Here is a 12,767-nt window from a genome sequence, read left to right as displayed (position 1 = left end):
GGACGGCTGGAGCGCCGTCCGTGACGGGCCTACGCCATGAGGTCGTCGAACGCCTTCTGCGAGGCGCTGTACGCCTGGTTGATCGCGTCGTTCGACGAACCCTGGGTCTTGCCGTGCTCCACCAGGCTGGTGTTGAGCTTGTCGACCATGTCCTCCAGGTTGCGGAGGATGATGTTCACCTGGTCGTCCCACTGCTTCAGCAGGACGCCGTACTGGCCACCGTCACTGCCCTGGTAGCCCTTGCTCAGGTTGTTCCTGGTGTTGTCGACGTCCTGACGCGACTTGAGGATTCCGCTGTACGCGGCCTCGAGCGCCTGGATGCCGTTCCGGGTCGAGGTCTCGCTCGACTGCTGGACATTGCCGCCCGGACCCGCCTGAGCATCTGTGTCTGCCACGGTCTCTCCCATGCTTACACGCTGGATGAAGCGGATCATATGATCCTGTGCTCGGCGTTCTCAACGGGGCGTGGAGAGATCTGAGTTTCCTCTGAGGATTCCTCAGATCCGTTTGTCCCACGGCAATTTCCCGTTGCCCTCCCGGCCTTCTGCCCTGCGGCCCTCAGGGCCTTCCGTCCGTCCCCGCGGTCCCGTCGCACGAAGGCGCCGTCGTGCCCGGGGTCCGCCCCGCCAGGGCCGCCTCCGGACTCAGGTCGGGACCGGACGGAACCATCGCCAGCAGCGGGGACGGCAGGGCCTGGGCCGAGACCCCGTCGTAGCCGAGCGCCTTCTGCGCCGCCCGGGAGAGCAGCCGGTACTTCACCCCGTTGTCGGAGACGAAGTAGGTGGTCGAACCGACGTCGGTGCCACCCGCGCCGAGCGCCTTGACCAGTGCGCCGTGCCCCGGCCGCACCACCGTCGCGTCCACCGGGAGGCAGGCCGCGGCGATGTGCTCGGGCGCCGCGGCGGACGCCGGGGGCAGCGCGGAAAGGGGTACCAGCACACCGGTCACCTGCGTGCCGTCCCCGTGGTCGGGCCGCACCCGGGCACAGGCGGCCCACCCCGCCGGTACGGCCCCGGCGCGTGGCGGCGTCCGGGGCAGCCCGGCCGGAACGGGCTCACTGCCCTCCGCGCCGGGCGCCATCCGGGCCTTCACCTCGGCCGCTCCGATCACCGCCGCGACGGGCTCCGCACCGCCGTACGCCCCGGCCCTCGTCCCCGCGGAACCCAGCACCAGCGCGGCTCCCGTCTCCGACAACGGGACCAGTCCCTCCTTGCGCAGCAGGTAGTACTCGCGCCCGCCCCCCGGCGTGAGGGACTGGAACACCTGCCCGAGCTTCGAGGGGTGCCCGCCCAGCGACGGCCCCGCCCCACCGAGCCCCGGCACGTCCGGCGGAGCCAGATCCGGTCCCCGCACCAGCGCGTCCAGGAACGCGGCGGACACCGGCCTCGGCGTCACCGACCCGTACCCCAGGGACACCGCGGCGTTCCCCCTCCGGTCCAGCCGCAGCCGACTGCCCTGCCAGACCAGGTACCGCACCCCGTCCGGCCCCGACACCAGCAGCCCCTGCCCGGCCCCCAGACCCCGCCCCCCGACCGGCGCACCGGCCACCAGCGCGGTGAAGGCCCCCGTCCTGCTCCCCGAGTTCCCCGCACCGGCCTCCGAGGCCAGCACGGAACACACCTGCCACGGGTCCTCCTCCAGATCGCCCGCCGCCGGCACGGAGTCCGGCGCGCCCGGTATCCCGACCGGAGCACCCACCGGAGTGCCCTTCAGCGAGGCCGTGCCCACGTCCCGCGACTTCAGCCCGCCGTCGCCGACCAGCAGCGCGGAGGCGTAGTTGCGCACCGGACGCAGCAGGCCCCCCACGTACACGTACCGGGCTCCCGTGTCCCGGTTCACCACCAGGGTCCCCGACGCCCGCCAGGAGTCGTTGCCCCCGGGGGACATGAAGCCGTACACCAGCGAACCGGCGGCCACCAGCACCGCGATCACCACACCGATCACCACCCCGCGGGTGGTCCGGCCCAACGGGCTCTCCGGGGCGTCCGGGTCGGCGAGCAGCATCCCCGAGGTCAGCCGGCCCATCACGAAGGTGTGCGCCTGCACCTGGTCACGCTTGGACTGCATGGGGCAATACCCTCCGGATCAGCCGTTGATCGCCCGGAGCGCGGCGAACACGCCGAGCACCCAGAGCGCGAGCGGCAGCAGGCTGATCGCCAGTGCCGAGTGCAGCAGTTCGGCCGCGCGGCCCCAGTACGGCACCAGCCGCCGCCCCGGCACCGTCCAGGACACGATCGCCAGCAGTGCGGTGAGCGCCACCAGGCCCCCGACCAGCAGCGGCCGCTCCTCGGGGGTCAGCGCCGCGGCCAGCGCCCCGGTCAGCAGCAGGGCGCCCCAGACGCCGGGCAGCAGCAGCGCGAGCCGCTGCGGCACGTTGACCATCCCGCGCCCGTGCAGCAGCAGGAGCAGCGAGAGCACCGAGGCGGTCAGGGCCTCCGGGAGGTTCGGGCGCATGGCCAGCACCACCAGGCAGACCGCGCAGACGGTGCCCGCGGCCCCGTACAGCGCGGTCATCCAGCCGCTCGCCAGCTCGGTACGGGTGGTCACGTCACCGCCGGAATAGGGCTCGATGCCCTCCTGCAGCTGCTGGGAGTTGGTCGGCAGCGCGGGCATCCGCATCCCCGCCAGCTTGAACGCCAGAGCCGGTACGAACCCGCCCAGCACCACGGCAAGCGCGGCGAGCACCGTGGCCGTGCCGTCCCACGACAGCCCGGCCGGCCCGGCGAGCGCCCCGCCCAGCGCGACCACGCCCCAGAACACCGCCGTGGCCAGGAAGAACGGCACCGACACGGCCGAGAGCGCCAGCCCCAGCACCGCGGCGCCCGCCCCGGCCGCCCCCGCCGCCAGCAACCGTGCGCCCAGCACCCGGTGCGCGTCGGGCCCCGCCAGGTCGCCGCCCGGCATCAGCCACCCCGCCAGCGCGAGGTACGGGCTCGCCATCGCCCCGAGCACCGCGGCGGCCGCCGCGTCGCCCACGGCCCGGCTCGCCGAGGCGGCCCCGGCCAGCAGCAGCGCGGCGACCGCGCCCGCCCCGGCCGCCCGCACCCCGGCCGGGCCCCCCGGCAGGGCCAGCAGGACGAGCCCCGCCAGCAGCGTCAGCACGCACAGGGCCCGCAGCAGCTTCCGGCTGGAGCCGGCGTCCCAGCCGTGCAACCGGTCGCGCACCACACTGGCGATGCCGTCGACCAGGTCGTCCAGCCGGACTTCGGGCAGGGCGTCGGTGTGCGGGCGCAGGTACAGCACCTCACCGTCCTTGAGACCGACGGTCTCCAGGGTTCCCTCGTCGTCGAGGGCCGGTCCGCCCAGCCGCTGGAGCACCCAGCCGCCGTGGTCCAGGCCGTTCTCCTCCAGTTCCGCGCCCGCGTAGCGCAGCACGGTGGGAAGGAGGTCGGCCACCGGCACATCGGCGGGTACCGCCAGATCGATGGTCTTCTCGGGGGCACGTATCGTGAGGCGGCACAGGCCCGCCACGGAGCTTTCGGTCAAGGTCGGGGCTCGCGTTCTCGGGAACTTGTCGGGTGCGACGTGGACGCGCTTGGTGATCGGATGCAGACTACTGATCATCATCCGGTTCGCGTCAACGTGCCGCTTCCGCATCCCCATTGGTCCGCGACCATCCGGTTCGCCCACTTCGTCGGTGTCCCGTGGCCCGTCGGACCGGCCCACCCGTCACGGCGGGCGGTCCGCCGCTGCCCGCGGCCCTCCGCCGCCGTCGTCGAAGGAGTCCGTTCGTTGAGTCTGGTCCTCTTCCGCCGCCCCGCCCGCCGCCGCGGCCCGGACATGCCCGAAGGAGAGCTGAACCTCCAGGAACCGCCGACTCTCCCGGAGACGGTCCCCGACTCCTCGGCGATCTGGACCTATCTGCCGATGGCCATGATGTCGGTGTCCATGATGCTGATGTTCATGCGCCCGGGCGGCGGCAGCAGCGTCTTCACCTACCTGGCACTCGGCATGATGGTCACCGCCTCGGCCGCCATGCTCGTCGGCCAGATGATGCGCAAGGGCGGCGAACGCAAGCAGCGGCTGCGCGGCGAGCGCCGCGACTACCTGCGCTACCTCTCCCAGATCCGGCGCACCGTCCACGAGGCGGTCGGCGACCAGCAGGAGGCCCTCGCCTGGCGGCACCCCGAACCGAGGGTGCTGCGCACCATGGTGCGCTCCACCCGGCTGTGGGAACGCCGGGTCTCCGACGACGACTTCGGCGAGGTGCGGATAGCCGTCGGCGACCAGCAGCTGGCCCTGCGCCTCACTCCCACCGCGACCAAGCCGGTCGAGGACCTCGAACCGCTCTGCGCCCACGCCCTGCGCCGCTTCATCAAGGCGTACGGGGTCGTCCCCGACCAGCCCACCGGCCTCTACCTGCGGTCCTGGACCCGGATCCTCCTCCGCGGCGACGACCGGGCCGTACGGGACACCGCCCGCGCGGTCCTGGCCCAACTCGCCTTCTTCCACCCGCCGGAGGAACTCTGGATCGCCCTCTGCGTGGCCGACGAACGCCGCGCCGAATGGGAGTGGGTCAAATGGCTCCCCCACGGCCGGCACGCCCACGAGCAGGACGGCGCGGGCGCCACCAGACTGGTCGCCTCCACCTTCCGCGACCTGGAGACGCTCCTCGGCGCGGAGTTCACCGAACGCCCCGTCCACGACCCCGAGGCCGTACCCGGCCGCGACGAACCCTTCACCGTGATCGTCGTCGACGGCACCACCGTGCCCGCCGGCCACCGCATCGACGGGCCGGGCCTGCGCAATGCCGTCGTGCTCGACCTGTCGGGCGCCCTCGGCTGGCGGCCCGGCCGCACCACCCTGCGCCTCGACGTCCAGCCGGACAGCCTGCATCTCGTCCGCACCGACCGCAGCCGCAAGGAGCAGACCACCCTCCTCGGCCGCCCCGACGCCATGGGACCGGGCGCGGCGGAGGCGCTGGCCAGACTGCTCGCGCCGTACCGGATGAGCCTGTCGTCGGACGCCGCGCAGCCCCTGGACACCGACGTCGAACTCACCACCCTGCTCGGCATCCCCGACCTGTACCGACACGATCCGGCCACCCTATGGGAACGCGCCACCGGCGCGGCACGGCTCCGGGTCCCGGTCGCGGTCGGCGCCGACGGAATCCCGGTGGAACTGGACATCAAGGAGTCGGCCCAGGGCGGCATGGGCCCGCACGGCATGCTCATCGGCGCCACCGGCTCCGGCAAGAGCGAACTGCTGCGGACCCTGGTGCTCGGCCTCGCCCTCACGAACTCCTCCGAAACACTCAACTTCGTCCTGGTGGACTTCAAGGGCGGTGCCACCTTCCTCGGCCTCGACGAACTCCCGCACACCTCCGCGGTGATCACCAACCTGGCCGACGAGACCGCCCTCGTGGAACGCATGCAGGACGCCCTGCACGGCGAGCTGATCCGCCGCCAGGAACTGCTGCGCAGCGCCGGCAACCACACCTCCGCCCTGGAGTACGAGAAGGCCCGCGCGGCCGGGGCCGACCTCGAACCCCTGCCCAGCCTCTTCGTCGTCGTCGACGAGTTCAGCGAACTGCTCTCCGCACACCGTGAGTTCATGGACCTCTTCGTGATGATCGGGCGGCTAGGCCGCTCGCTCGGCGTCCATCTGCTGCTCGCCTCCCAGCGCCTGGACGAGGGCCGCATGCACCAGCTGGAGAGCCACCTCTCCTACCGGGTCGGGCTGCGCACCTTCTCCGCCATGGAGTCCCGGGGCGTGCTCGGCGTCCCCGACGCCTACCAGCTGCCCTCCCAGCCCGGCAGCGGCTTCCTCAAGAGCGGTGTCGAGGCACTGACCCGATTCCGGGCGGCCTACGTATCCGGCCCGTACCACAAGCGCCGCGGCGCCGCCGTCCAGGCCAGGGTCGCCAGCCAGGTGATGCCCTGGACGACCGAGTGGGTCGTCCCGCGCACCCCCGCCAGCGCCCCCGAACCCGTCGCCGAGGAGGAGACCGACGGCAACGAGAGCCTGCTCTCCGTCGCCCTGGAACGGCTCCGCGGCGCCGGTCCGGCCGCCCACCAGGTGTGGCTGCCGCCCCTGGACCTGCCGCCCGCGCTCGACGTGCTCCTGCCGTCGCCCGAACCCCATCCGGAACGCGGCCTCACCCCGGCCGGAAGGACCGGACCGGGCAACCTCAAGGTGCCCCTGGGCCTGGTGGACATGCCGTTCGAGCAGCGCCGCGACCCGCTGGCGGTGGACCTCTCCGCCTCCGGCGGTCACATCGCGATCGCGGGCGGCTCCCAGAGCGGCAAGTCGACCGTCGTACGGACCCTGATCGGCGCGCTCGCCCTCACCCACACCCCGCGCGAAGTGCAGTTCTACTGCCTGGACTTCGGTGGCGGCGCGCTCTCCGCCCTCTCCGGGCTGCCGCACGTCGGCGGCGTCGCCGGACGGCTCGACACCGAACGGATCAGCCGTACGGTGGCCGAGGTGACCGCCGTGCTCAACGAGCGGGAGCAGTTCTTCCAGGACCGGGGCATCGACTCGATGGCCTCCTACCGCCGCCGCCGGGCCGCCGGGGAGTTCCCCGAGGAACCGCACGGCGACGTCTTCCTCGTCGTCGACGGCTGGGCCACGGTCAAGCAGGACTTCGACTCGCTGATCCCCACCTTCCACCAGATCGCCTCCCGCGGTCTCAACTACGGTGTGCACCTCGTCGTCACCACCGCCCGCTGGATCGAGCTCCCCGCCCAGGTCCGGGACCAGGCGCTGACCCGCCTGGAACTCAAGCTCGGCGACCCGATGGACTCGATGATCGACATCCGCAAGGCGGCCACCGTGCCGCGCAGCCCCGGGCGCGGCCTGACCATGGAGGGCAAACTCCACTTCCTGACCGCCCTGCCCCGCATGGACGGGCGGGACGGCGCCGACGACCTCGCCGAGGGCGTCGCCGACCTGGTCGGCCGGATCGCCGAGCACTGGTCGGGACCGCCCGCCCCGCCGGTACGGATGCTCCCGCACCACCTCCCCGCCGCCGACCTTCCCGCACCCGAACGCATCGAGGGCCTGCGGGTGCCGATCGGCCTCGACGAGGAGACCCTCTCCCCGGTCTGGCACGACTTCGGCCGCACCCCGCACCTGATCGGGATCGGCGACGGCGAGAGCGGCAAGACCAACCTGCTGCGCCTCCTGGTCCGCGCGATCACCGACCGGTACACCGCGGCCGAGGCCCGCATCCTGGTGGTCGACTACCGCCGCGAACTGGTCGACGCCGTCCCCGAGGAGTACCGCCTCGGACACGTCGTCGCCGTCGACGCCCTGCGCGAACTGGTCGGCGGCGCGGCCCGCGCGATCAAGACCAGGCTCCCCGGCCCGGACATCGCCCCGGCCCGGATGCGGCAGTGCGACTGGTGGAGCGGACCGCGCCTGTTCGTCCTGGTGGACGACTACGACATGGTCAGCGGCACCGGCTCCTACGACCATCCGTTCGCCCCGCTCATGGACCACCTCGCGCTCGGCTACGAGGTCGGCCTGCACGTGGTCGCGGTCCGCTCGGCCACCGGCGCCGGACGGGGCCTCAACGACCAGCTGCTGCGCCGCCTGGACGAGGTCAACACCCCCGGCATGCTGCTGTCCTGCCCGCCGTCCGAGGGCTACGTGTTCGGCAACGTGAAGCCGCGCAACCTGCCGCCGGGCCGCGCCCAGTACATCGTCCGGCGCAAGCCCACCCTCGTGCAGACCGCGCTGGCCGGAGAGGCCGGATCGCCGCTCGGGGGCTGAGCGACGGCGAAGGGCCCCGGGGACGGCCGACCCCGGGGCCCTTCGGCCGGCTGCCGCCGGATCAGGCCGTGTCCGCGCCCCCGGCCGTCCGGCGGGACCCGGCGGGGCGCCAGCCGCGCGCCCGGCCGCGCGGGGCCGCCAGCGCCGCCCACGCCACCAGCAGCACGAGCGAGACACCCGCCGCCGCGATCCACACCGCCCGGCGGGCCGCACCCTCGCCGCGGTCCCCCGACGGCAGCACCACGGAGTCGTCCCGCACAGCCCGGGGGGCCGCCGCCGCGTCCTGCACGGAGGTCACCGCCGCGTACGGGTCCAGCCGCGGCACGTCCGCCGGATAGGCGGTACGGGCCAGCCGCCGCGCCGTCCCGGCGGCCGACAGCTCCGGATGCGCCGACCGTACGAGCGCGGCGGCGCCCGCGACGTAGCCGGCGGCGAACGACGCCCCCGACCCGATGAAGTGTCCCGTCCCCCGGGGGCCCACGCCCACCACCCCGTCACCCGGGGCGGCGAGGTCCGCGCTCCGCGCGGCCGGCGCGGAGTCGGGTCGGCCGCCCCGCGCGTCCATGTCGATCACGGAGAGGACCCCGGGCGCCGCGGCGGGCCAGTAGTCGCGCGGCGGCACGGGCTCCCGGCCCGCCGGCGAACCCGCCGGGTCGGGAGCCGCGGCCGCCACGATCAACGCGTCCCGGGAGGCCGCGTACCGCACCGCCGCACGCAGTCCCGCCGAATCGGCGGCCAGCGCGGGGGAGACCTGGACGACCTTCGCCCCCGCGTCCACCGCCGCCCGGATGCCGGCGGCGACCGATTCCGCGGTCGCCGCCCCCCGCTCGTCGGTGCCCCGCACCGCGATGATCCGGGCCTGCTGGGCGACCCCCGCGACCCGCACGTTCCGCGCGGGCGCCGCCGCGATCAGCCCGGCCACGAACGTCCCGTGCCCCACGCAGTCCGTCCCGGCCCCGCCCACGGCCGTGACCCGCCCCGCGAGCGCCGGCGCCCGCGTCGAGACCCCGGTGTCCACCACCGCGACCTTCGTCCCCGCCCCCAGACCGGACTCCCAGGTGCGGGCGAGCTGGAGATTCCGCTGCTCCCACGGCACCGCCGTGGCCCGTGCCCCCGACGCGCCGGTGCACGGATCACCGGCGTCGAGGCGCGTCGGCACCACCGGCAGCCTGACCTTCTCGCCGTCGGCCGCGATGGACGGCCCGGCCGCCGGCAGCACCAGGGCCGCGGCCAGGAACATCGCGGCCGGAGCCCGCCCGGCACGGCGGCCGGTGCCGCTCCGCGCCCTGCCGACCGCCCTCACTCGGACCCCTCCCGCGGGCGTACGACGTCGTCCGGGAGCAGCAGCCGCAGATCGTCCAGACCGGGCACCGCCATGGCGCTGACCCGGCCCGCCTGACGCGTCATCATGCCCTCCAGGACCTGTCTGGCCAGCCGGGCGTTGCCGAACGAACGGTCCCGCGGCAGGGAGTCGAAGTACTCCCGCAGGACCGTTCCCGTTCCCGCGCCGCACTCGTAGCCGGAGGAGGCCGCGTGCTGGCGGACGATGGTGACCAGCTCGTCCGAGGAGTAGTCGGCGAACTGCACCCGCCGCGAGAACCGCGACGAGAGGCCGGGGTTGGAGGCGAGGAAGCGTTCCATCTCGCCCGTGTAGCCGGCGACGATGACCACCACCTCGTCGCGGTGGTCCTCCATCAGCTTCAGCAGGGTGTCCACCGCCTCGCGCCCGAAGTCGCTGCTGCCGGCGGAGCCCTCCGGTGTCAGCGTGTACGCCTCGTCGACGAACAGCACCCCGCCCCTGGCCCGGTCGAACACCTCCCGGGTGAGCTGGGCGGTGTGCCCCACGTACCGTCCGACCAGGTCCGCCCTGGCCACCTCGACGAGCTGGCCGCGCGGCAGCACGCCGAGCGACCTCAGCAGCTCGCCGTAGAGCCGGGCGACCGTGGTCTTGCCGGTGCCGGGCGGGCCGGTGAAGACCAGGTGGTGGCTGATCCTGGGCGCGGGCAGCCCGGCCGCCTCGCGCTTCTTCGCGGTGGCCAGCAGGTTGACCAGGTCGGTGACGTCGCGTTTGACGGCGGCCAGGCCCACCATGTCCCCGAGCCGGGCCAGCGGGTCGTCCTCCGCCGCACCCTCGCCCGGCTGCCCGGACACGGCGGCGGCAGCCTCCTCGCCGACGTCCTCGGGAAGCAGCAGGGTGAGGTCCTGCTCGTCGGCGTCGGGCAGCGCGGCCAGCCGGTACGCCTGGCGGTCCACCATCTCCTCGAACACCTGCCGGGCGGCCCGGCCGTTGCCGAAACCCGCGTCCCGGGGCATCCGCTCGAAGTGCGCGGCCAGCGCGCCCAGCGTCGAATCGTCGAGCTCGTAGCGGTGCCGGGCGCACATGGCCTCGACGATCGCGACGAGTTCGGGCACCGCGTAGTTCTCGAACTCGACCGTCCGGGAGAACCGCGAGGCGAGCCCCGGGTTGGAGCCGAGGAAGTCCCGCATCTCGTCGGCGTACCCGGCGGCGACCACGACGACGTCGTCGCGGTGGTCCTCCATCAGCTTCAGCAGGGTGTCCACCGCCTCGCGCCCGAAGTCGGCCCCCGAACCCCGCCCGTCCGACAGCAGGCTGTACGCCTCGTCGATGAACAGCACCCCGCCGAGCGCCCGTTTGAACGTCTCGGTGGTCTTGATGGCGGTGCCGCCGACGATCTGCGCCACCAGGTCCGCGCGCGACACCTCCACCAGATGGCCCGACGGCAGCGCCCCCAGCTCGGCCAGGACCGCCCCGTAGAGCCGCGCGACCGTGGTCTTGCCGGTGCCGGGCGGGCCGGAGAAGACCAGGTGCCGGCTCATCGGAGGAGCCGGCAGACCCAGCCGGGCACGCCGCTGGGCGAGTTGGATCAGGTTGACCAGGGTCCGCACCTGGTGCTTGACGTTCTCCAGGCCGATCAGCATGTCCAGTTCGGCCAGCGGGCCGTCCTCGCGGGGCGCGCCGGGGCCGGCCGCGTCGCCCGTTCCGGCGGGATCGGTGCCCTCGGCCTCGCCCAGCCCCCAGGCGTCCCGCCTGCCGTTGCCGCCGCTGGTCAGGTTCTCGACCGCCAGGCGCTCGCCCGGCAGGGCCTGCACCAGGCCGCCGCCCTCGTTGTCCCGCGCGGTGCAGTTGACCAACGACACCGCGGCCGTGGTCTCCACCCGGAAGCCGTCCCGGCCCGATCCGGTCGCCTCGCAGCCGGTGAAGGAGCCCCGGCCGCCCTGGGCCAGCAGCACCCCGTGCCCGGCGGCGGCGGTGACCCGCAGCCGGTTCGCGGTCAGTTCGCCGCCGTCCTCGACGGACACGCCCGTGTCCGTGGACTCCCGGACGTGCCAGTCCCGGACGGCGACGCTGCCGCCCGCGGCCACGGACAGGCCGTGCGCGGCACCGTGCACCCCGCCCCCGCCGACGTAGACGTCGCCGTCGTCCGCGACCCGGATGCCGATGCCGCCGGGCCGGTCGATCTCGCAGTCCTCCAGCCGGCCCCGGCCGCCCTTGACGACCTCCACGCCGTGCTCCTTCGCGGTGCCGATCCGGGCCCGGCGCACCAGCGGATTGGCGCCGCCGCGTACGCGTACGCCCACCTCGCCCGCGTCGAGGACCTCCAGCCGGTCCAGCTCGGCGACCGAGTCCTCCTCCAGCAGCACGCCCGCGCGCACGCTGTCCCGGACGGTCAGCCCGATCAGTACCGGGGAGGCCGATCCCCGGACATGCAGCGCGGCCTCCTGGGCCGAATCGAGCCAGCAGTCCTCGAAGGTGCCCCGGGCCCGGTCCGAGACGAGCAGCCCGGGCCCCTTCGTGCGGGCGGTGCGGCAGCGGCGCAGCAGCGGGTCGGTGCCGCCGGACAGGACGATGCCGGGCCCGCTCGTGCCGGTCACCCGGATGTCCTCCAGCACCGTGCGGGCCGAGGAGGAGAGGTGGACGCCGACGCCCGTGTCGTGGACCACGGTCCGCAGGATCCGGGTGGTGCTCTGCTCCTCCAGCGCGATGGACGGCTTGTCGGTGGAGGAGATGTCGCACTCCTCCACCGAGCCCTGCCCCTCGCCGTTGGCGAGTACCCCGTTGGCCCGCGCGTCGCGGATGGTGCAGCCGCGCAGCGTGATCCGGCCGCGCTCGCCGATCACCACGCCCGAGGTGCCCAGGTGCTCGACCGTGCAGGACTCCGCGGAGCTCTCCACCGACGAGGTCACCACCAGTCCGGCACCGCGCGGATTGCGCACCTTGCAGTCCCGGAGCGCCATCGAGCCGGACCCGCGGGCCAGCAGGGCGGTCCACGACGAGCCGGTGACGTCGCAGCCGTCCATCGCGATCTGTCCGCGCGGCGCGTCCACCGCCGGTAGCTCTTCGTCCCGGCCGCGCAGCACCAGGTCGGTGAGCATCACCGCCTCGGCCTGGAGCACCACCGCGCTGCCGTGCGGCGGGCATATCTCGACGCTGCCGCGGGACTGCTCGGCGACGACGGTGACGGGAACGGTGATGACCAGGCTCTCGGCGTAGGAGCCGGAACGGACGCTGATCACGGCGCCGTTGCGTGCCCGCGTCAGCGCGTCACCGATCGTTCGGAAATCGTCGGACCGTTCGGGACCGACCGTCAGAACCTGGCGTGACAAGCGGAATCCTCCTCCTCGGGGCCACACCGCGGTCCTGGGAACACATGATCGGAACGGGTGCGCTCCCATCATGCCGGAGTGATCCGCGTGAGCTCCTGCCGGAGCGGGAACGCCGGGTGGAGCATGACCCGGTGAGTCCGTGCGGATCACCCCAACGCAGACGAAACGGGGCGGCGGACCGACCGGCCCACCGCCCCGCTCCTGCTCTTCCGTCCGCGCCCGGAGGCCGATGCGTGCCTAGTTGATGGCCTTGATCAGCTCACCGTCGGCGGTGTCGCCGCTGAGCTCCCAGAAGAAGGTGCCGCCGAGCCCCTGCTGGTTCTTCCAGGCCATCTTGGAGGTGATGGTGGCGGGGGTGTCGTAGCTCCACCAGTTGGTGCCGCAGTGGGCGTAGGCGGTGCCGGCGACGGTGCCGGTGGAGGGGC

General features: G+C 73.8%; 7 protein-coding genes. 1 reads left to right on the top strand and 6 read right to left on the bottom strand.

What is annotated here, in order from left to right:
* Positions 1-29: 29 nt before the first annotated feature.
* The 3 genes from ACIQGQ_RS33400 to eccD form a co-directional block, all read right to left on the bottom strand.
* Positions 30-395, bottom strand: coding sequence for a hypothetical protein (locus ACIQGQ_RS33400; RefSeq protein ID WP_402403222.1), 366 nt, complete (start codon positions 393-395; stop codon positions 30-32).
* Positions 396-558: 163 nt separating this feature from the next.
* Positions 559-2,067, bottom strand: coding sequence for a type VII secretion protein EccB (gene eccB / locus ACIQGQ_RS33395; protein WP_402403219.1), 1,509 nt, complete (start codon positions 2,065-2,067; stop codon positions 559-561).
* Positions 2,068-2,085: 18 nt separating this feature from the next.
* A complete protein-coding gene (gene eccD / locus ACIQGQ_RS33390; RefSeq protein WP_402403216.1) occupies positions 2,086-3,486 on the bottom strand; it encodes a type VII secretion integral membrane protein EccD in 1,401 nt (466 codons plus the stop codon).
* A 294-nt stretch (positions 3,487-3,780) separates the two neighbouring features.
* On the opposite strand from eccD, the gene eccCa reads away from it, so the two are divergent.
* The gene (gene eccCa, locus ACIQGQ_RS33385; RefSeq protein WP_402403332.1) at positions 3,781-7,716 is read left to right on the top strand and encodes a type VII secretion protein EccCa; all 3,936 of its coding nucleotides are present in this window, start codon (positions 3,781-3,783) and stop codon (positions 7,714-7,716) included.
* 61 nt (positions 7,717-7,777) lie between these two features.
* Here eccCa and ACIQGQ_RS33380 read toward each other — a convergent pair whose 3' ends face one another.
* The 3 genes from ACIQGQ_RS33380 to ACIQGQ_RS33370 form a co-directional block, all read right to left on the bottom strand.
* The gene (locus ACIQGQ_RS33380; RefSeq protein ID WP_402403329.1) at positions 7,778-8,956 is read right to left on the bottom strand and encodes a S8 family serine peptidase; all 1,179 of its coding nucleotides are present in this window, start codon (positions 8,954-8,956) and stop codon (positions 7,778-7,780) included.
* Between the two features lie 59 nt (positions 8,957-9,015).
* Positions 9,016-12,342: a right-handed parallel beta-helix repeat-containing protein gene (locus ACIQGQ_RS33375; protein ID WP_402403213.1), complete on the bottom strand. Its 3,327-nt coding sequence runs from the start codon at positions 12,340-12,342 to the stop codon at positions 9,016-9,018.
* 237 nt (positions 12,343-12,579) lie between these two features.
* A partial coding sequence (locus ACIQGQ_RS33370) for a glycosyl hydrolase family 18 protein (protein WP_402403211.1) occupies positions 12,580-12,767 on the bottom strand: 188 nt, incomplete at its 5' end.

Origin of the sequence: Streptomyces sp. NPDC092952, from assembly GCF_044754785.1 — a bacterium.
Lineage (GTDB): Bacteria > Actinomycetota > Actinomycetes > Streptomycetales > Streptomycetaceae > Streptomyces.
Note: the sequence above shows the minus strand (reverse complement) of the source record. Positions and strands in the feature narration are given on the sequence as shown.